This window comes from Clostridium sp. 7_2_43FAA (assembly GCF_000158375.2).
GTDB lineage: Bacteria > Bacillota > Clostridia > Clostridiales > Clostridiaceae > Clostridium > Clostridium tertium.
Map to the genome: position 1 here is coordinate 2,085,721 of NZ_JH815222.1, position 21,900 is coordinate 2,107,620.

Sequence of the window (21,900 nt, forward strand, 5' to 3'; positions counted from 1 at the left end):
TAACTCTATTCTTTATTAAACTATTTATTCTAATTCTTCCTCTAAGAAAGCCTTATATCCTCTCATAGTTTCATAGATATCTAGCTTACTTGCTACTTCCCAAGGAGCATGCATATTTTGAAGCGCTACACCACAATCGATAACTTCCATATTATATTCTGCTAAAATATATGCTATCGTTCCACCGCCTCCTTGATCTACTTTACCAAGTTCAGCTGTTTGGAATAAAACATCATTTTTATCCATAACATTTCTAAGCCATGCCATAAATTCTGGATTTGCATCATTACATCCTGATTTTCCTCTAGCTCCTGTATATTTACTAAATACAAGACCCTTACCAAAATATGCAGAGTTTTTCTTTTCCATTACAGAAGGATAATTAGGATCATAAGCAGCTGTAACATCTGCTGATAACATCTTTGAATTTGCTAATGCTCTTCTTAATTTTAAGCTTGAATAATCTCCAAGTCTATCCATTACTTCAGCAACAACATTTTCAAAGAATTTTGAGTGCATCCCAGTTGCTCCATTACTTCCTACTTCTTCTTTATCAACCAATAATACTACTGAAGTATATTTGCTTTTATCTAAATCTAAAAGAGCCATTAATGAAGTATAAGCACAAACCCTATCATCTTGACCATATGCCATTATCATACTTCTATCTAATCCATATTCTCTAGCTCTTCCTGCTGGAACTACTTCTATTTCTGCTGATAAGAAATCTTCTTCTTCAAAATCATACTTTTCTTTTAGGATATTAAGAATATTTGCTTTAACAGCATCCTTTTCGCATCCTTCTAAAGGCATATTTCCAACTAATAAATTTAAATCTTCACCTTCAATAACTACATTAGCTTTCTTTTGAAGTTGATCTGCAGATAAATGTATTAAGAGATCAGATATTCCTACAACAGGATCATTATTATCTTCACCAATTACTACATCAATTTTTGTACCATCTTTCTTAACAACAACTCCATGTAATGCTAAAGGTAATGTAACCCATTGATATTTTTTTACTCCACCATAATAGTGTGTTTCCATCATAGCAAGGTTAGAATCTTCATATAAAGGATTTTGCTTTAAATCTAACCTTGGAGAATCTACATGAGATCCTATTATTCTCATACCTTTTTCAATTGGCTCCTCACCAATAAGAAATAGTGCTAATGCTTTATCCTTATTATTGATAAATATCTTATCACCAACTTTTAAAGTCTCCCCATTTTCTATAACTTCTTCTAAATCTCTATATCCTAGAGCAATAGCCATGTCTACACTTGTTAAAACACATTCTCTTTCTGTTTTGCATAAAGACATATAATCTATATATCCTTTACAAAAATCAAATAACTCCTCTTTCTTATCTCCTGTATATTTTAACCAAGGATTTTTTTTATCTTCCTTTTTGTCCATATTAGCCCTCCTAATTTTATTTATTGTAATTATTATTTAAATCTATACTATATTAATATAAGTATTATTCTATTATCTTATCCATTCTACTTTCAATTATATCTACTGGAGTAACATCAGACATAAGTGAATGCCTATAATTTACAGCAGCAGCTTCTATTATAACAGCAATATTTCTGCCTGGTCTTACAGGAACTCTAAGTTTTTTAACCTTAACCCCCAATATATCTTGACGATCATCATTTAATCCTAGTCTATCGTAATCCCCATCATCTTTCCAATGCTCAAAATGCATAAGCAATTGTATGTCCTTTTCAGGTAATATGGAACTTAATCCATATAATGATGCAACATCTATTATTCCAATTCCTCTTACTTCAAGCATACCTATAGTAATTCTTGGCGACCTACCAATTAGTTCCCCATCAATTTCTTTTATATCTACTGCATCATCAGTTACTAATCTGTGACCTCTTTTTATAAGTTCTAAAGCAGTTTCACTCTTGCCAATCCCACTTTCGCCTGTTATTAATATTCCTATTCCATACACATCAACCAACACTCCATGAAGTCTAGTTTCTGGTGCTAATTGACCTGTAAGATAAATTGTTAATTTACTAATAAACTTTGTTGTAACAAGCCTAGTTCTCATGAGCCAAATTTTATTTTTCTTAGCTGCTTTTAATAACTCCTCTTGAGGTTCTAAATCTCTTGTAATTACTAAACATTTTAAATTGAAACTAAAATATTTGTCTATTCTTTTCTTACGAAGTTCAAGAGCCATAGCCTCTAAAAAACTCCATTCAGCTTTTCCTATGACCTGTATTCTTTCAGGAGCAAAGTAATTATAAAATCCTGATAGCTGTAATCCTGGTCTATTTATATCATTGACAAATATTTCTATATCATTTTCCCCTTCGACTAATACTTCCATATCAAAATCTTTTATTATCTTTTCAACTGTAACTGACAAATTTATCACCCTTTAATTTCTTTTTTTTGGTTCTACGGTTTCTAGTTGAGCTCTAAAATTATTTTTTACACTATCTATATATCTTCTTCTTAAAATTTGTTGTTCTTCTTTTTCTAAATCGTTTAATCCCTCTTCCTTACTCTTCTTATAAAGTTCATTAATTCTTTTTATTACATCATCAATTTTCATGTTTTGATAATCCATCTTTAGTTCTCCTTTTATTTTAATTTTAATTTAACTCTTTCTTATATTTTACCCTCTATTTAAATCAATATCAACTTATATAATTTCGACAATTCACTTACCATTATTTTACAAATTACTTTCTTAACATTTTTTATTTTTAATCAATATTTTTTACATGATTTTCATTTCCTTATATAATATTACAAATTATGATAAAAATTACAGTAAAAAATTAGACAAATTTGTTGTTATTTGTTTTATGAATTCATTTTACATTTTTACACTTTTTGGTATAATATTGTTATAACGCGATGTATTTTGTAAATAGATGGAGGTGCTACTAAAAATGATAAAGAAATGTAGAAGACAAATATTACTAAAGAAAGCTATACTTAACTTCTTGTTAGGATATCTTTCTCCAAGCAACAAATTAATAATTTATCTTTCACAAGATTTGGACAAGCTAATAAGTAAATCACAAAAGAATATCTATAAAAGATATATTAGAAAACACATTGGTAGCAACCCTTTGAAAAAGGTTGCTTAAATAGTCTACTAAATATTTATTATGTGTAAATTTCATGATTACTTTATTTATAAATTAGTTAAATATAATTCCTTATAAATCAAAAAATATAGAAACTTTTTTAAGCTAATAGCTAAAAAAAGTTTCTATACTTTTTCGATAAAAAAACACCTTATCAAATAAGGTGTCATTAACAAATATATTCCCAACATGCCGTTCACTTAAATATTCATACCTGCGGCTCGCAGGTGGGTTAAGCTCACTAATTCGCTGCCTTCTCCTGCCACATAAAGTGAATTACTGAAGCCTGACATTGTTTTAGTTGTTGCAAATCCCGTATCAATAATGTAGGTTGAATATTATAAGCTTAGCGCACATCTCAGGATTTATTTTATGATTTTATTATATCATAGATTATTTCATATGCAATAGAATTTTTTTCATATGTATCTATCAATTAGCAAATAAATTCTTTGGCAACATCCTCAATAGATAAATCACTATCTTCCTCAGTAAATAATGCCATAAATTGAATGCTTTCACAATTTACTGAATCAATTTGAAAAGCCATAACCTCTCCTGAAATTTCTAACTCTTCAACTATTTCTTCAATTATATCAACTACTTCATCATTTCCATATTCATAAAGGTAAGGAATGAAGTATTCTTTATACCATTGAATACTTTCTTCTTCATAATCGCTTTCTTCATTTGAATAACTTCTTGCTGCCTTTAAAACATCTTCATCAAAATCTAAAAAGAATTTTACTAGGAATATACCATCTTCTTTTTTTAATTCTTCAATTTCAGTTAAAAAATTTTCATCTAATATTTCTATAATCTTACTACAATTCATAATTTCCTCCAATTAATATAACAATTTTTTATATTCCTTTTTAACAGCTAAAAACTCCTTATCATCCTCTACTAAGTTTAACTCTTCTTTTCCATTTACATCATCTACTCTAAAGACATATACATCTTCGCTCTTTTCATCCATTGGGGCTAATAATAAATATTCTATTTCTTCTAAGTAAATTCTTGCTACAGCTTCAAAATCTACTTTATTACCATCTTCATCTAAAAAGCTCATTATCTTCTTTTCATTATCATCTAAATTTAGTTCTTTATTATCCATTTTGTTCTCCTTTAATTTAATTATCAAATAATATTTTATATTTAAAAAAGATTTTTTACCACTATTTTTTTACTTTATTATTTTATATACAATCAACTTTTGTAACTATATGCATATTTTTTTCATATTATGAAGTAATAATAATTTCAGAGGACAAATTTATGCTAGAAACAATATTATTAGTTTTATCAGTATCAATAGATTCATTCCTAGCAAGTATTGCATATGGAACTAGTAAAATCAAAATCCCACTGACCTCTGCTTTTATAGTGGATATAATCTCAGCTAGCATGCTAGGATTTTCCCTTCTAGTTGGTGGATTCCTTCAAAATTATATATCTGCTAGTGTTGCAAGAATTATAAGTTTTCTTGTACTTTTTCTTTTAGGAGTATATAGACTTTTTGAAAGCTTATTAAAATCTTATATAAAAAATAAATCAAATAATTTATCTCCATTAACTTTTAAATTATTTGATTTTAATGTTGTTCTGCAAGTATATGCTGACGAAACAAAAGCTGACTTCGATAAATCTAAAATACTTACATCAAAGGAAGCTTTATACCTTGCATTTGCCCTATCGTTAGATAGTTTAGCTGTTGGATTTGGTAGTAGTCTTATATCTATCAATTATATACAAGTTTTTGCAGTTGCTCTTTTAATTGGTATAGTCGCTATTTTACTTGGTGCTTTTATTGGAAAGAAATTTGTTGAAACTACAAATATAAATCTTTCATGGCTGTCAGGTGCAATGCTTATAATTTTAGCTTTTTTAAGAGCATTTTAAAGGCTGCTAAAAATAATTTAGCAGCCTCAATTTTTTAATATAATTTATTTATTTTCTTCTTTTTTCTTTTTGTTTAATAACATAAATGCTCCAGCTCCAACTATAATCATACCTATAATTATTAAATAAATAGGATTATTTCCACCTGTAGCTGGTAAAGTAACTCCATTTTCATTATTAACTTTTTCTGCAATTATAAACTTACTAAAATGTGATGTTTTAAATGTTACTTCATTTCCATTTATAGTTGTTTCCATTTGCTCGAATGTTTTAGTTTCCTCATTATAGTAGAACACAGTTAAGTTTCCTCTATTTAATCCTTTTAAATCTTCATCTGTTAACTTTAATGTTACAGTTGCAACTCCATTTTTGAAATTATGAATTTTAACTAAATTATCGCCAGTCTTAACAAATAAATTAAATTCAAATACTTTTTTAACTCCTTTAATTCCAGCCATAATAGTTGCATCTTCATTAGCTTTCATTTCAAAAATTATACTTGACCCTTCTTTTAATAGATCTTTATCAATTAAACTAAATGGTAGTACTATAGTATTTTCTCCATTCTTAATTTCAAAATATCCATTTCCAGCTTTTATAGATTCAATATCTTTTATTTCAAGTCTAATTTCATTTGATGGATTTTTTATAACTACTTCATTCTTTCCATTAGGATTTTCTACTTTTTCTACTATATTTTCTATAGGATTAGTTGTTCCATTATCATCTTTTACAATAACTTCACATGTAGCTTTAAAGCCCCCATCCTTTGTTGTTACTGTTATTGTTACTTTTCCTGCTCCTACTGCTATTACTTTTCCATTTGCATCAACCTTTGCAATCTTTTCATCACTTGATGTCCATGTTACATCTTTATTTGTTGCATCTGCTGGTGAAATGCTAGCTTTTAATCCTAAACTTTCATTTATCTTTAATTCTACTGATGTCTTATCTAAGCTTACTCCTATTACTTTTACTACTTGTACTTCTTCATTTTTCACAGTGATATCACATGTAGCTTTAAAGTTTCCATCCTTTGTTGTTACTGTTATTGTTGCTTTTCCTACTCCTACTGCTGTTACTTTTCCATTTGCATCAACCTTTGCAATCTTTTCATCACTTGATGTCCATGTTACATCTTTATTTGTTGCATCTGCTGGTGAAATGCTAGCTTTTAATCCTAAACTTTCATTTATCTTTAATTCTGCTGATGTCTTATCTAAGCTTACTCCTGTTACATTCACATCCTCATTATCTTGTAACTTTTCTATTTCTGCTGAGTCTCTAACTCTTAGTCTATGACCTTCTGGATCTTCAGATGCAAGTCCTATTGCAGAAATTTTATCTCCTACATTAATTCTAGCTTTCCATTCATCATCTACACCTGGATTTTTACTACTTCGTACATAACCTTCAACATATACTCTTGATTCTCCAGAACCGTCATCTACAAATATACTTTGTCCTTCAATCCTAATTACTTTTCCTTCAACTTTAACTAAAAGACCTTCTTTTCCTTCTAGCATACTATCTTTTGTTGAAAGTTTTATCGGCTGTACTAAATTAATATTTTCATCAATTATCTGTAATCCTAAACTTTCATTCTTAAGAGCTACTTGGGCATCATTTAAATATGATGAAACTTTTCCTTTAATTCTTACTTTTTGACCTAATTTTACTGCTGTTGTTGAAACACCGAATATAGTTAACCCTGCTGTTTCATCTTGAACATAAATAACATCAAAGAATGAATTTCCAGGTGCAGCTACATTAGAGGCTGCTGTTACATACCCTTCAACTACTACTGTTTCACCAAATCTATCTGGAATGTTATCGTTATTATTATCTATTCTAACATCAGCAATTTTACTAACTTTAAGTTCTGGAGCTGGAGCAAGTTCTTTAAGTACTTTTTCACTTATTTGATAGTTTGAATAATCTAATCCATCCATTTCAAAGTTTGAGAAGAATGTAGCTCCTGATACTACAACTTTAGATCCATTACTTAATGTCTCAACAGCTAATCCAATAACTTCTCCTTTTCCTACAGCTGCATTATCACCTTGTTTATCAGCATCATTTCCATAAGTAGTTGCATGTCCTCTTACTAAAATATCAATATTTGTTGTATCAGATGGCATTATAAGTGTTGATCCACTATAAAAACTATATTTTTTAGTAATGTCTATTCCGTTCATCCAGCTACTTTCTGTGTTATAGTCATCAAAATACAATCTATAATTTTGCCCACCATTTTCGTTATCATCAGTTGCCTGATCATCATTAAATCTTATTTTTGCACCTATTGCTTCAAGTACAGAATTTCCTTGCCTTGCATTTCCATACTCATCCTTAGCATCTCCATAATCTGCCTTAGAAGTTATTGCAATATTTCCACCATTTTGAACAAATCTAGCTATTGCAGCTAATTCATCCTCAGTATATTTTTGTGGCGTCAATCCATAAGTATCTTTTACTGTACTTTGAGGATCTGACATTATAAGTAGTGATGCTCCCTTTAGTACTTCATCTGTTATAGGCTTAGTATTTATTACTGACTTAATATTATTTTGAGCCATTAATGCAGTTAAAGTTGTAACTTTTCCTGAATAATCTCCTGAAACATATTGATTTTGATGTGCGCCATCTATAACAACTTTAGAAACTTCATTTACTCCTAAAACTTCAACTTCAATAGCTCCTTTAAACTCTTTAACTTGTCCGTTAATAGTAGCTGTCACTTTTACTTGGAAAGAATAATCTCCCGCTTTTTCAAATTTATGTGGTAACTTTGCAACAATTGATGAACCTGCATCTACTTTTTCAATAGTTTCAGTTTTTATAGCTTCAGTTCCATTATTTAAATAATATTCTACTTTAATATTATTTATAGGTGTCGCTTCATTGTTATATATAGTAGTTCCTATATTAAATTCTTCACCAGCAATAATCACTTCTGTGTCAGAATCTACTGTAGAAATTCCAAAGTTTTCTCTTTCTCCAACCCAAACTGCAGATGTAACAGCTATATCACTATCTGCTTGATCTACTCTTACATAGTAATATGAACTTGTTGATTTATCTAATGTAAATGACCAGTTCTTAGTTGTAGAGTTTATATTATCAATTGATTTAACAACTTTACCACCATCACCTATTATTGAAATCTTTTTAATGTTATCTCCAGAATTTATATCCTCCACATTAACATTAAACTCTAATAAATCGGTTTGTGGTATTATTGATCCCATGGTATTTCCATTAACCTCATAAGAAATTTTTAAATTTTCATCTTCTGTTGCATAAACTCTTCTTTCTTTTATTGCATCATAAACAGATTCCCTTGAAAGATCAGATGCTTCTACAACAGTTCTTGCAGTATTTGCATTCCCCCACTTACCTTTATGGTTATCTTGGTTATTAGTTGGTGCAACGTGCCATCCTTTATCAAGTGCTCTTGTATAATATTCATATGAAGGGAAATATCCTGATCCTCTAATAGCTCCTTCACCATTTCCAACTTCAATTAATGTAACTTGCTTATCTATTTCAGCATCATAATAGGCAAAGTCACTAAAATCTCCAAAAGTTTTTCCTGGGTGATTTAATTGTGACATGGATTGTTTTTGGGTTTTTAAAGCATTATAGTAATTTTTCAAATCCATTTTGCTATTTGTTCTTGTCTCAAATCCTGGCGTATTAAAAGTATTAATATGACCATATCCACCAGTAGAACCTGACCAAGTCATTTCATATCCATAAATAGCTACGAAATCTCCATTTTTATTATACCTATCTGCAGCATTTAAACCCTTTTTCCAAGCTTCACTCATTGATCCATCAGCTATGCTCGCTAATTTATCATTATCAAACCAATTTGAGTGATCTGTTACAGCTAAGAAATCTACCTTTGCATTATTTTCTGCATATTGATATGCCTCATCAACTGTACCAGTACCATCTGATATATTAGTATGTGAATGTAGTTGTCCAAAATATAAGTTTTTCTTAACTTCTCCAATTGTAAACTTCCATTCTTGAGATGTTAAATTTCCTAAAGAATCTTTCACTTCAACTAAAACAGTATGAATACCATCAGCTAAATCTTCTCCTACAGAATATTTTATAGTTTTATCATCTTTAGATATGTTAGCGCTTACATCTTTTCCATCAAGTGATACCTTAATTGAATCCTTATCTATTCCTGATTCATCATTAAAAGTCGCACTAATTTCAGGACGTCTTAAACTTCCTATATTTTCTCCATTAGCTGGCTTTAAATCATTAACTGTTGGTCCAACCTTGTCTGTAGCTTTATTTACTATTACGATACATTCTGCTTTTATATCAGGTTTTATTGTTGATTTTACTTTTATAGTTGTTTCCCCTTCTTTAATAGCAACCACTTTTCCATCTTTATCTACAGTTGCTATTTCAGGGTTCAAACTTGTATATTCAACACCTTTTTCTGTTGTATTTTCAGGGATATAAGCAAGTGTTAAACTTTTATTTTCTCCAACTTCAAGAGATATACTTTCATCAATTCTTAATCCAATTAATGCAATGTCCACAGATGAATATTTTGAATTTCTAGGAGTTGGTTCTTTTGCGTAAAAATCACTTCCATTATTATTAGTATCCCAACCATTAGTTATTCCATTATTTGAACCATCATTATCTTTGCGTTGAGCACTCAAACTAGCGCTAATTGCAGGTGCAGCCTTATCTCCTTCAAAAGTTGTCGCTGTTCCAACTCCAACAAAATCTATAGATGCCCCTTCTGCATTTACTAATCTAACCTTTAAGTTTGTAGCTCCCATATTTAAGTTTCCTAGAATATCTGGATCAGGTAAGAGTTCTTTTCCACCATCAGTACTTGTTCCAGCTGCTTGTTGAGTTAAAAAATAACTATTTGCTTTAATTAATCCACTTAACTCACAATTATTATTTCCAAATTCTCCAGTAGCACTTGCATACTGTAATTTCCATCCATCAATATTTATATCACTATCTGTTGGATTATAAAGCTCTATGAAATCGTTTTTATATTTAGACCCAAAATTTCCTCCGCCGCCATATACTTCACTTATTACTACGCCACTTGCTTTTTCTGCTTTAACTTCTTTTACTGGTACAGTTATTAGTCCTACTATCATTGTAAGTGTCATAAATGAGCTTAATATTCTGCTTTTTAAAAGCTTTTTCATATTCATCCCCCTTAAAATATTTTAATAAGCTCTTGATATAAGTATTTCTACTTATACCTCTGATTAATTATGTCAAACTTATAATGCAAATTTTAAATAGAATTTCTTTGTACCTCCCCCAAAAAACTCCTCCCTCCATCTTTTACTAATTTAATTTTATCATTTAGTTTCTGTTCTTCAAGTCGAATATGATTATATATAATAATTATTTTTATTCATATATCGACATAATATTTAGTATTTTAATTAATATTCTTAAAATATTATACTATTTTTATTATTTATTTATTATACAGCAACCTATATTAAACTTTTCTACATTATGTTAATCAATTTAGATTTATTATGTTAAGTAAATCTTCAGTTAAATATATTAAAGAAATTTAAAAAAGGATTATATTTTTATTATTAAATATAACCCTTCTCAAGTTGATTATTTTATTGTTAATTTATTCTTTTTATTAAATACAAAAAATGTTCCTGCTAGTACTAATAGAAATCCGAATATTATTCCACTTATAGGATTATTTCCACCAGTAGCTGGTAATGTTACTCCACTTTCATTATTAACTTTTTCTGCAATTATAAACTTACTAAAATGTGATGTTTTAAATGTTACTTCATTTCCATTTATAGTTGTTTCTAATTGTTCAAAAGTCTTAGTTTCTTCATTATAGTAAAATACAGCTAAGTTGCCTCTATTTAATCCTTTTAAATCTTCATCTGTTAACTTTAATGTTACAGTTGCAACTCCATTTTTGAAATTATGAATTTTAACTAAATTATCGCCAGTCTTAACAAATAAATTAAATTCAAATACTTTTTTAACTCCTTTAATTCCAGCCATAATAGTTGCATCTTCATTAGCTTTCATTTCAAAAATTATACTTGACCCTTCTTTTAATAGATCTTTATCAATTAAACTAAATGGTATTACTATAGTATTTTCTCCATTCTTAATTTCAAAATATCCATTTCCAGCTTTTATAGATTCAATATCTTTTATTTCAAGTCTAATTTCATTTGATGGATTTTTTATAACTACTTCATTCTTTCCATTAGGATTTTCTACTTTTTCTACTATATTTTCTATAGGATTAGTTGTTCCATTATCTTCTTTGTCAGTTTTTACATTAACTTCACATGTAGCTTTAAAGTTTCCATCCTTTGTTGTAACAGTTATTATTGCTTTTCCTGCTCCTACTGCTATTACTTTTCCATTTGCATCAACCTTTGCAATCTTTTCATCACTTGATGTCCATGTTACATCTTTATTTGTTGCATCTGCTGGTGAAATGCTAGCTTTTAACCTTAAACTTTCATTTATCTTTAACTCTAATGATGTCTTATCTAAGCTTACTCCTGTTACTTTTACTACTGGTACTTCTTCATTTTTCACAGTGATATCACATGTAGCTTTAAAGCCTCCCTCCTTTGTTGTTACTGTTATTGTTACTTTTCCTGCTCCTACTGCTATTACTTTTCCATTTGCATCAACCTTTGCAATCTTATCGTCACTTGAAGTCCAAGTAACTTCTTTATTTGTTGCATCTGATGGTGAAATGCTTGCCTTTAATTCTAAGATTTCATTTATATTTAATTCTTCTGATGTCTTATCTAAACTTATTCCTGTTACCTTCACATCCTCTGGCTTTTCCTCTTCTGGCTCTGCTGTACAATTAATTTTCATTATTATTGTCTTAGTCGCTTGTCCAGCTCTACCGTCATCGGTATACCAAGGTAAATCAATAGTTTCTTGTGTAGGCTCAATATGAAGCTTAAATTCATTCATTCCTGGTTTTAACCCTATTTTCTCTACATATACATTGCCATATTCGTCCATAGCACCAGTGTATAATTTATTAATATCTTCATCATTTATTGTAAACTCTACTCCATATGGCACTGTAGCTTTTAATGTAAATTCCTTTTTATCAGTTTCATATTCTATACTATCTCCATAAGATATTCTTGGCATAGAAACCATCATAGGCATATCTACCCAACGAAGTACATAATCATCTACAATCATTGAATTTCCACCTTGATTCTTAACTGTTAACTTCATATTAGTATCAGTTGAACTATATGCCCAATTTCCATAATCCTCAGTGTCATTTTGAACACGATTATGACTTGTAAATGCTTCTGTACCCCATGAACCTCTTGTATACTTATATTGAATGCTCTTTCCTGCCATCATTTTAAATTTATATTCTACTACATCTCTAGATGTTGCTCCACTTGGTACTGTAAGTCTTCCACCTGATGCATTCCACCCATTTAAATCTCCTGCAATATAAATATCATCTGTAGCTGGTGTATAGTTTGGAATATGAAGTCTTAATGTTACATCTACCATAACTAGTGTTGGAGTAACAGATTTTTCTTCTGAATACGCTCTATTATAGAATTTATCATATGTTGTAACTTTATAAGTATAGTTTTTATCATTACTTACTGTAAAATCTACAAATTCTCTAGAAGCTTTATCTTCTACAGAAACTTTTACAAATTCACCATTACCTTCTTTACGATATACTTCAAATCCTTCGACATCAACTCCATCTGATTCCCAATTAAGTTTTGCTCTATTAGATTCTACAAGAATATCATTAAGTATAGGTGATTTTGGTGCAGTATTATCTTCACTATTCATTATTGCATTCATTGATGCTTCATCTGACTCTGTATAATTATCTCCAGCATTTGTTGTTGCTTTAGCATAGTATTTATATATTCCTGATTCTGTTGGTTCAAATGTTGCATAATAAGCTTTTGATCCATCATCTAAATCAGCTCTGTATCTTAACTTAGTACTATTGGCATTATCTTTTGATGTTTCATCATTATAATACATAAGTCTAGCTTCAAAGTTTGGAATTTCTTTTCCCCTATATTCACTATTGTCAGTTAATCCCGGAATATTAATATTAACAACTATTTCATCAGTTTTATTGCCTACACCAATAGTTAAATCTTTTACGACATTAGGTTTACTAATTGATTTAATATTAAATGATGGTAATGCAGTTACGGAATCACTAAATTCACTTTCTCCACCTTCTTTAATAGCTGTAACATAATAATAATATCTTGTTCCATCCACAACATTTTCATCAATAAAACTTGTATTAGTTTCTTCTCCAACCTTTTCAGATTTTTGACCCTCAAGATTAGTTCTATAGATATTATATTTTGTAGCACCAGAAACTTCATTCCAAGTAAGAGTAACCTTTCCTTGTTCAGCTTTTGCCTTAAGTCCTTGTACCTTATCAACTGTTACTATTTTATTGTTAGATACCATCATTAATCCCGTTTGAGCTGGAATTTTTACTTTTACTTTTCCATCTTTTACAGTTGCAGATATATTTCCATATAACTCATCCTTTAAAATTAAGCCTTCTGGTAAGAATCCTGTTACATCTGCTTCAATAGTTTTATCTGAGTTTGATTGATTTAAAACTAATAATGCTCCCTTTTCAGAATTCTTTCTTGCATAAGCAATAACATTATCATTTGCATAAGCAGTTTGAAGTTCACCAGTTGCAAACAAATCAAGATTTTCATTTCTGACTCTTGCTGCATTTTTATAAACATCGAATAATTCTGAATATCTACCTACAGCAGAATACTCTCCATTAGATTCTAAAACTCTTTCCCATGGGAATGATCTTCTTGAATCCGGATCCTTTGTTCCAGTTACACCAACCTCATCACCATAGTAAATTGTAGGTGCTCCTGCATATCCCATTTGGAATATAGCTGTTAGTGCTTGTAGTTTTAATGCATTGTCTGATGCTTCTGGAGCAATCTTAGTGTTTTCTTCTTCCCATGTAGGATTATCTATCTTAGTTATATTACGTATAGTATCATGAGAATCTACTAAATTTAACATTGCTTGCCATGCTTCTTTAGGATAGTTTTCTCTTATTACTTCTAATGCATTGTTAAAATTCACTGCATTACCACTTATTATATAATTTTGAAGGGCAGCTCTAAATTGATAATTCATAACTGAGTCAAATTGATCTCCTAGTAAATAATGAGTTGCAACTCCCCATTCTTCTCCTAATATAACTGGATCATCTATTACATTCCCATTAACATCTAGTCTTCCAGCAGTTGATTTTACAGCTTCTCTAAATTTTTGCCATGTACTTGTTGATACATCTGGTGCAACGTCTAATCTCCAACCTCTTGCACCCATCCACATCCATCTTTGAGATGCTGCATATTCCATATTTTTTTCTGCTTCTCTATCACTCATACCTGTTAAATCGTATCCAATAACATTTTCTCTATAATCAACATTATTCCATTCATGATTTCCAGAAATCGCTAACTCATCACCTTCTTGAGGCGCTTTTGCCTCCATTACTGGTAATGAATCATATCCCCACCAGCCTTCATATTTATAATGCTGATCTTTTGCATCTAAAGCATTTCCATCCTTATCTCTTATAACCCATTCATTTTCTACTTTAAACCAAGTTGTAAACTTAAAGTCTTCTGGATAAGAATAATTTTTATCAGTTAAAGGGTTTTTTGTATTTTCAAATTCCTTAATAACCTCTTTTTCTGCTTTCTCCTGAGATTTTCCTGTATTAACTTTATCCCATACCTTTCTCCAATATTCATAAGCCCCAATTTCTGGATACTTCTCATATCTATCAAAATATATAGAATCATCGCCAACATGGTTAAATACGCCATCTGCTATTAACTTAATTCCATTCTCTTCAGCAGCTTTTGCAAAAGCTTGATATACTCTATCTGAAGATGCTCTAGTTGCTTCATAATTTAATCCTGAAGTAGGATCACCTTCTTTATTATAAACAGGTTGTCCAAACATTGGATCTAATGATTTATAATCAGTTGCATCATATTTATGATTAGATGCAGCCCAAGCCACTGGATTTAAATATATAGCTGATATTCCTATTGATTTTAAATACTGAAGTTTTTCTTCTATTCCTTGAATATCTCCTCCATAAAATTCATTAGTCCATATATTATCTGTTTTTGAATTGGGATAATATGGTTTATTTTCAGGAGTTGCATGTCTTGGATTTTCAGGATAATCACTCCACTCCCCCCATACCTTTGATGATGCTGGATCATTTTTTACTCCTCCATCATAATATTGAATATCATATGACTTAAGATTCCCATCAGCATCAATATAACCTCTATATCCATCTAATAGTTTAGCTCTATTATTTTCTTCATTTCCATCAAAAAATCTATCAGGGAATATTTGATATACAACTGATTCCTTCATCCAATCTGGAGTTTTATAATCTTTATCATATACTGTTAGATTATATGGCAATGCACCTTCTTCTGCTGTTGTACCATTTCCTCCACTCAAACCATCATCACCATATTCTAGCTTTGCTTTTCCATCGACTAATATAAATTTATAGCCCCAAATTCCAATCCCCTTAAAATCTGTTTTGGGTACTATTACTTCATAGTAATCTGTTTCATTAATTGTAGTTGCTTTTCTCATATCATAGCTTTTTGCTACTCCGTTACCATCTATAAGTTCAACCTTTGCAACTTGAACATCATCTTTTGCTACTCCAATTCTTAGAGTTAAATCTTCACTTTCCTCTTTTATTGCTCCAAATGGCTTTTTATAAGTAATACTTCTTGAATCAAATGTTATTGCTGATTTATTTATGAGCCCATCAAAATTTCCTTCTGCTACCTTATAATTATGAGTTAACTTTTTATCACCTTTATAATTTATGGTAAATATAACATCTGCTGGGTCTAAAGTATTTACTATTAAATTACTTCCACCTTCATCTACTCCATAACTCTCATCCCAATTTGCCCCAAAAGCTACTTTTGTTTCAAATTTTCCTGCTGGCAGATTTCTTTGTAGCTTATATACACTTCCATCAAAATTATAATCTACAAACATTTGCTTAGCGTTCTCTGGAGACCATTTTCCTTCACCAAATATTTCTTGAATATCTCCAACTAATCTTGGCCACTTGTCATTACTTAATTCTGAAATATATTGAGGTATTCCATTAACTCCAGGTACATTTATCTTAACTTGATTTAATTCTTCATTAACATAAAAATTAACTTTAGTCTTTTCAGTTAAACTCAAAATAAAGTTATCTCCATTATTGCTAAATCCATCCCAAGTTCCATTCTTAACAATTTTAAATTCATGCTTACCTGCTTCTAAAACTGTTGAATATTCAAAAAATCCATCTACTAAATGTTTTAATTGAGTTTCAGGGTTACTATTATTCCAATTTTGAAATGATCCTGCTATAAACCACTTATTTTTTCCTCCTGGCTGATTAACTAATTCATCAGCTATTATTTCTCCAGTCTCTGGAGACTCTTCCTTTGGAGGTTCAACATTTGTAACAGGCTTTACATAATATGTTTTACTATCATCTTTTTTATAATAAACTTCTAAGTTTCCATTACAATCAAGATATGCTAAATCTATTATTCTTTCAAAACTATCCTCTTTTTCCCAATTACCATATTTCCCCTTTGTACCTATTGTCCTTGAATCACTAGTAATTCCTGTATAAGAAATTGTTGTTTCTACTCCAAATTCATTTTCTTTATTAAATAGTCCTTCTTTACCTTCTGGACCACCTGTAATCCAATTCCATAAGGACCACCCTTCATAATCTTTATTAGGTCTATTATAATTTACTTTTATATTAATATTTGAAAAATTCTTGTATAATTCTTCATATTCAATACTTTTCGGTTCTGGATTGCCTTTATCTAGAACTCCCGATGTTATTATAATTTCTTTTTCACCTTTAGATAAATCATATTTAACATCTCCTGTAGCCTTATTTTCCCACTCTCCCTTTTTTATAATCATTCCAAGTTCACCTGATTTAGGTACATCAATTACAGCATACACACCCTTTTCATCCTTATGTGTAAATTCAACTACATGTCCATCCTTACTTGGCCACCAAGTCCAAATATTCCATCCTGAATAATCATTATCTTCTTTTAAAAATCTAACTTTAACTTTTTGATCTCCAGTAGTTTCTGCTTTAACTACATTGTTTGGAATAGGTATTAATGTTAAACAAAATAGTATAACTGTAAATATGCTTAGCTTAGCTTTGTGTTTTAAAACACTATTTACCCTCATAAAAATCCTCCTTTTTATTAAATTATCAAAGATCTATTTCGGAAACGTTTCCAATAAGCTTGTAATTACTTTTATTTATATAAAAATAATTATAGAAACATTTCTTACCCCAATTGTAAATGATTACTACATTTTTTTCTATAGATTTTATTTTTTTTGTATATTAGTACAAACTTAAATAATATTAATTCTGACAACTTATTTTTTATAATAGCTTGTCAATTTTATTTATATCTATCATAATATTATTATGGTATTTAAAAGGGAAAATTTAGGAGGTATTTTATGAAAAAAACTTATAGTTTAACAAAAAAAATATTTATTTCAATGTTATTAGGTGCACTATTTGGAATTTTAGTACAAAGTTTAAAATCTGAATTCATTCGGGACACTATTATTTTAAATGGATTTGTAAAGGTTTTATCTAGTGTATTTTTATCATCAATAAAGATGATGGTAGTTCCTCTTGTATTTGTTTCATTGACATGTGGTGCTGCTTCAATTGAAAGCATAAAAAAACTTGGAAGAGTTGGTGGAAAAACATTTTTCTTTTATATCACTACAACATGTATCGCAATAACTATAGGAATTCTTTTTTCTATATTAATAAAACCTGGTACTGGACTTGATATGTCTCATCTATTAGTAAATGAACCAGTAATTTCACAAAATAAATCTTTTATAGATATTATAATTGAAATAGTTCCTACTAATCCATTTGAATCATTTGTTAAAGGTAACATGCTTCAGGTTATTTTCTTTTCAATTTTATTTGGTTTATCTATAAGTATGGTTGGAAAAAAATCCTCTTTAGTAAAAAACTTTTTTGATTCATTAAATGAAGTAATAATGAAATTAGTTCAATTAATTATGAATTTTGCACCCTTTGGTGTTTTTGCATTAATGACAAATACTTTTGCAACTATTGGATTTAATGCAATGATCCCACTTATTAAATATATGATAGTTATACTTCTATCTTTACTTATACACTCCTTTTTCATATATGGAGGATTGTTTAAGGTATTTACTAAACTAAGTATAAAACCCTTCTTAAAAAAATTTATCAAACCAGCTTCTATAGTTTTTTCAACTGCTTCAAGTAACTCTGCTTTACCTGTTACATTGGAAGCAATGGATGAAATGGGAGTTGATAATTCAATTTCTTCCTTTACCATTCCTCTAGGATCAACTATTAATATGGATGGCACTGCTATAATGCAAGGTGTAGCTGCTATATTTATTTCTCAAGCTTATAATATGAATTTAAGTATCACAAATATTTTAACTATTATATTAACAGCAACATTAGCATCAATTGGAACCGCTGGGGTACCTGGTGTTGGTATGGTGATGCTTTCAATGGTCCTTCAGTCAGTTGGATTACCTATTGAAGGTATAGGATTAATTCTTGGTATTGACCGAATATTAGATATGTGTAGAAGTACAGTCAATACAATGGGCGATTGCATATGTACTATTATAATTAGCAAATCTGAAAATTCTTTTAATGAAAATAAATATTATTCAAACTCAGATAATTTAGAAAATTTAGAGGATTTAAATGAACTATATGAAAATGCTGATAATTCTATTTAGCTTAAAGAATAAATAAGTAATTAAAATCTTATATAATATCATAATCATCTCAATTTTTTACTTAAATTTGCACTTTATTTATATAAAAATATTGATTGACAACATTTCCCCCTATTGCTAAAATGATATAGTTAGTATAGTTTAACTCTAAGTTTACTATTACTAAACTTTTGTGTGATTTTAGGAGGTTTCATGAGTGAAGCATTTTTGCTAATTAAATATTTATCTATTGGATGGAACTAAATTTTACAATTTATGGAGGGATTTTTATGAAAATTGAACAACTAGGAAGACATATTTTGGTGGAATACTATAACTGTGACAAGGATATTTTAAAAGATCATTCTATCATTGAAGAGCATATGAAAGAAGCTGCTATTGTATCTAATGCAACTATAGTTACAAGTTGTTTCCACAAATTTAATCCCTGGGGAGTAAGCGGTGCTGTTATAATCCAGGAATCTCATCTTACAATTCATACATGGCCTGAATATGGTTATGCATCAGTAGATCTATTTACTTGTGGTGATACTGTTAATCCTTGGCTTGCATTTAAGTATCTTGAAGATGCATTAAAAGCCGAAAGAAGTGAATCTACTGAAGTCGCAAGAGGTTTAGTTGATAAAGTTAAAACTTTTTCTAATGGAGCATACGATAATATTCAAGTAAAGCATAAAATGGAGGGTTAAGATATGGATATGGAATTATGGTACACTGAAAATCAAACTCAAAACGTAAATTTTTCTATGAAGGTTAAAAATCACTTGTATTCTGAGCAAAGTCCATTTCAAAAAATTGATGTATTGGATACTTATGAATTTGGAAGAGTACTTGTAATTGATAACTGGACAATGGTTACTGAAAAAGATGAGTTTATTTATCATGAAATGATAACTCATGTAGCTATGGCTACTAATAAAGATATTAAAAATGTTTTAGTAATAGGAGCTGGTGATGGAGGTACTGTTAGAGAATTAACTAGATATAAAACCATTAAAAATATAGATATGGTTGAAATAGATGAGTCTGTTGTTAAAGCCTCAAAAGAATTTTTGCCTTTTACATCAAATAAGCTAGATGATGAAAGAGTAAACTTATTTTTTGAAGATGGAATTAAATTCGTTAAAGGCAAGCAAAGCTTATATGATTTAATTATAGTGGATTCTACTGATCCAATAGGACCTGGAGAAGGCTTATTTACCAGTGAATTTTATAAAGATTGTTTCTCTGCTTTAACTGAAAAAGGAATTCTCATAAACCAATGTGAAAGCCCTTATTACCCTCATAATTCAAGAGAAATGAAAAGATCATTTAGTAAACTAAAGGGAATATTCAATATATGTGAAGCATATCAATATCATATGCCTACATATGCTTCTGGACATTGGATGTTCTGCTTTGCTTCTAAAGAATTGCATCCATTAAAGGATTTTGATGCTAATTACTGGAACTCATTAGGTTTAACTACAAAATATTATAACACAGACCTACATAAAGGAGCATTTATGATTCCAAATTATGTTAAAGAAATCTTAAATAATTAGTTAATAAAACGCCGATAGGATTTTAAATCTTATCGGCTATTTTATTTCTATATAAAAATAAATTTTTAAATTAATCCAACAAAAAATATCAAAATAAATAAACTTATATAATATCTTTTTTGTCTTTAATATCAAATATCTATTCACTTATTATATAAATTTTTATATCATAATACTATAACAATTATTCTAAGAGGTTTTAATGTACGGAAAATCCACAAGTGCACAAACTACAAGTCTTTCGCTAACAGTATATAATAATATAGCTTTAATAAATGAAACTAGAGATCTTCCAAGATATAAATCTGATTCTAATCCTTATATTTCTATTGAATACTTTGATATAAGCAATTATATAGATGAAACATCTGTTATAATTACAGGCATGGATGACTTTATAATGATATTTAACTATCTTTGTTGTAATGATAAAAATCCTAATCTATCTCCATGCGATACATGTGAAAATTTAATACCTAATTCAATATTAATTAAGGGAAATAACATTGATTCAAAAGAAATAAAAACATATTATTTAACTGATAATATTAGATGGTCTAGTAGCTATACAATAATTTTAGATGAGAAAACATTGGAAATTCACTGTTGGTTCAATCTTATAAATAAATCTGGTATAGATTATAATAATGCTACTTTAAAAGTTATTGCTGGAGATGTGAATTTAGCTTACAAAAACCTTTATATTTCTAATGCTCCAATTCAAGCTACTAAATTAGAAAGTAGTACTCCTATTGCTGATATCGGAATTGCTGATTACTATATTTATACAGTACCAGATAAATATAATTTTCTTAACAATACACTAAAGAGAATAAAAAGCTTTTATAAAAATGGGATTTTATATAGTAAACTTTATGACTTTGGATATGATTCTATAAATGCTAATATAATAATTAAATTTCAAAATACAGCTGAAAACAATTTGGGTATTCCACTTCCTTCTGGCAATATAAATTCTTTTACTCGTTTTGATGGTAATTTAGAATTTGTAGGAGGAAGCTCAATAAAAGATATCCCCAAGGATAGGGAGGTTTCCTATATAATAGGAAAAGCATTTGATGTCACATCACAAAGAAAAATAATTGCTTATCAAAAATATGCAGATTATATTCTTAAAGAAGTACAATATATAGTTACTAATACAAAAAATGAGACCATTCATATAAAAATATGCGAGCCTATATATGCACCTTGGGAAATGACTTTTGCTACTGATAGATATGAAACTGATAAAAATGGAAATCCATGTTTCCAAACTACAATTGAATCTAATTCAAAAAAAGAAATAATGCTTAGTTACAAATATGATGTTAAATCTAATTAGTGTTTAAGCAAGGTAT

Annotated in this window: 13 protein-coding genes and 1 other RNA gene; 6 read left to right on the top strand and 8 right to left on the bottom strand. The window is 29.2% G+C overall.

The features are described from left to right. Positions 1 to 24: 24 nt before the first annotated feature. From CSBG_RS11500 to CSBG_RS11510, 3 genes are all read right to left on the bottom strand, one after another. On the bottom strand, positions 25 to 1,422 hold the full coding sequence (locus tag CSBG_RS11500) for an aminopeptidase (protein ID WP_008679682.1): 1,398 nt from the start codon (positions 1,420 to 1,422) through the stop codon (positions 25 to 27). A 64-nt stretch (positions 1,423 to 1,486) separates the two neighbouring features. Beyond that, positions 1,487 to 2,395 (bottom strand): HPr(Ser) kinase/phosphatase, encoded by a 909-nt coding sequence (gene hprK / locus CSBG_RS11505; RefSeq protein ID WP_008679683.1) that lies wholly within the window; start codon positions 2,393 to 2,395, stop codon positions 1,487 to 1,489. Between the two features lie 12 nt (positions 2,396 to 2,407). Beyond that, positions 2,408 to 2,599 carry a DUF896 domain-containing protein gene (locus CSBG_RS11510; protein ID WP_008679684.1) on the bottom strand — a complete coding sequence of 64 codons (192 nt, stop codon included), beginning with the start codon at positions 2,597 to 2,599 and terminating at the stop codon, positions 2,408 to 2,410. Positions 2,600 to 2,927: 328 nt separating this feature from the next. Here CSBG_RS11510 and CSBG_RS11515 point away from each other — a divergent pair, with 328 nt between their 5' ends. Next, positions 2,928 to 3,128 carry a hypothetical protein gene (locus CSBG_RS11515; protein ID WP_035285334.1) on the top strand — a complete coding sequence of 67 codons (201 nt, stop codon included), beginning with the start codon at positions 2,928 to 2,930 and terminating at the stop codon, positions 3,126 to 3,128. Between the two features lie 177 nt (positions 3,129 to 3,305). Here the strand turns inward: CSBG_RS11515 and ssrS are convergent. The 3 genes from ssrS to CSBG_RS11525 form a co-directional block, all read right to left on the bottom strand. Further along, positions 3,306 to 3,496: non-coding RNA, 6S RNA (gene ssrS, locus CSBG_RS18020), on the bottom strand. 68 nt (positions 3,497 to 3,564) lie between these two features. Beyond that, complete coding sequence (locus CSBG_RS11520; protein ID WP_008679685.1) at positions 3,565 to 3,963, bottom strand: hypothetical protein; 399 nt, start codon at positions 3,961 to 3,963, stop codon at positions 3,565 to 3,567. 12 nt (positions 3,964 to 3,975) lie between these two features. After that, a complete protein-coding gene (locus CSBG_RS11525; protein ID WP_008679687.1) occupies positions 3,976 to 4,245 on the bottom strand; it encodes a DUF1292 domain-containing protein in 270 nt (89 codons plus the stop codon). A gap of 161 nt (positions 4,246 to 4,406) precedes the next feature. On the opposite strand from CSBG_RS11525, the gene ytaF reads away from it, so the two are divergent. Continuing rightward, positions 4,407 to 5,030 carry a sporulation membrane protein YtaF gene (gene ytaF / locus CSBG_RS11530; protein ID WP_008679689.1) on the top strand — a complete coding sequence of 208 codons (624 nt, stop codon included), beginning with the start codon at positions 4,407 to 4,409 and terminating at the stop codon, positions 5,028 to 5,030. A 44-nt stretch (positions 5,031 to 5,074) separates the two neighbouring features. Here ytaF and CSBG_RS11540 read toward each other — a convergent pair whose 3' ends face one another. Both CSBG_RS11540 and CSBG_RS11555 read right to left on the bottom strand, forming a co-directional pair. Further along, a complete protein-coding gene (locus CSBG_RS11540; protein ID WP_008679691.1) occupies positions 5,075 to 10,237 on the bottom strand; it encodes an Ig-like domain-containing protein in 5,163 nt (1,720 codons plus the stop codon). 433 nt (positions 10,238 to 10,670) lie between these two features. Then, positions 10,671 to 17,396 carry an Ig-like domain-containing protein gene (locus CSBG_RS11555; protein WP_008679692.1) on the bottom strand — a complete coding sequence of 2,242 codons (6,726 nt, stop codon included), beginning with the start codon at positions 17,394 to 17,396 and terminating at the stop codon, positions 10,671 to 10,673. A 285-nt stretch (positions 17,397 to 17,681) separates the two neighbouring features. On the opposite strand from CSBG_RS11555, the gene CSBG_RS11560 reads away from it, so the two are divergent. From CSBG_RS11560 to CSBG_RS11575, 4 genes are all read left to right on the top strand, one after another. Continuing rightward, a complete protein-coding gene (locus CSBG_RS11560) occupies positions 17,682 to 18,995 on the top strand; it encodes a dicarboxylate/amino acid:cation symporter (protein WP_008679695.1) in 1,314 nt (437 codons plus the stop codon). Positions 18,996 to 19,270: 275 nt separating this feature from the next. Next, entirely contained in the window at positions 19,271 to 19,684 is a 414-nt protein-coding gene (gene speD, locus CSBG_RS11565; RefSeq protein ID WP_334203793.1) for an adenosylmethionine decarboxylase, read from the top strand. Positions 19,685 to 19,693: 9 nt separating this feature from the next. Further along, positions 19,694 to 20,539 (top strand): polyamine aminopropyltransferase, encoded by an 846-nt coding sequence (gene speE / locus CSBG_RS11570; protein ID WP_035285892.1) that lies wholly within the window; start codon positions 19,694 to 19,696, stop codon positions 20,537 to 20,539. Positions 20,540 to 20,741: 202 nt separating this feature from the next. Beyond that, a complete protein-coding gene (locus CSBG_RS11575) occupies positions 20,742 to 21,884 on the top strand; it encodes a hypothetical protein (protein WP_008679698.1) in 1,143 nt (380 codons plus the stop codon). The last annotated feature ends 16 nt before the right edge of the window (positions 21,885 to 21,900 follow it).

Bases quoted from the DNA above. Each gene is read 5' to 3' on its own strand.
- CSBG_RS11500 (WP_008679682.1), bottom strand. From the start codon at position 1,422: ATGGACAAAAAGGAAGATAAAAAAAATCCTTGGTTAAAATATACAGGA.
- CSBG_RS11510 (WP_008679684.1), bottom strand. From the start codon at position 2,599: ATGGATTATCAAAACATGAAAATTGATGATGTAATAAAAAGAATTAAT.
- CSBG_RS11515 (WP_035285334.1), top strand. From the start codon at position 2,928: ATGATAAAGAAATGTAGAAGACAAATATTACTAAAGAAAGCTATACTT.
- CSBG_RS11520 (WP_008679685.1), bottom strand. From the start codon at position 3,963: ATGAATTGTAGTAAGATTATAGAAATATTAGATGAAAATTTTTTAACT.
- CSBG_RS11525 (WP_008679687.1), bottom strand. From the start codon at position 4,245: ATGGATAATAAAGAACTAAATTTAGATGATAATGAAAAGAAGATAATG.
- ytaF (WP_008679689.1), top strand. From the start codon at position 4,407: ATGCTAGAAACAATATTATTAGTTTTATCAGTATCAATAGATTCATTC.
- CSBG_RS11540 (WP_008679691.1), bottom strand. From the start codon at position 10,237: ATGAAAAAGCTTTTAAAAAGCAGAATATTAAGCTCATTTATGACACTT.
- CSBG_RS11555 (WP_008679692.1), bottom strand. From the start codon at position 17,396: ATGAGGGTAAATAGTGTTTTAAAACACAAAGCTAAGCTAAGCATATTT.
- CSBG_RS11560 (WP_008679695.1), top strand. From the start codon at position 17,682: ATGAAAAAAACTTATAGTTTAACAAAAAAAATATTTATTTCAATGTTA.
- speE (WP_035285892.1), top strand. From the start codon at position 19,694: ATGGAATTATGGTACACTGAAAATCAAACTCAAAACGTAAATTTTTCT.
- CSBG_RS11575 (WP_008679698.1), top strand. From the start codon at position 20,742: ATGTACGGAAAATCCACAAGTGCACAAACTACAAGTCTTTCGCTAACA.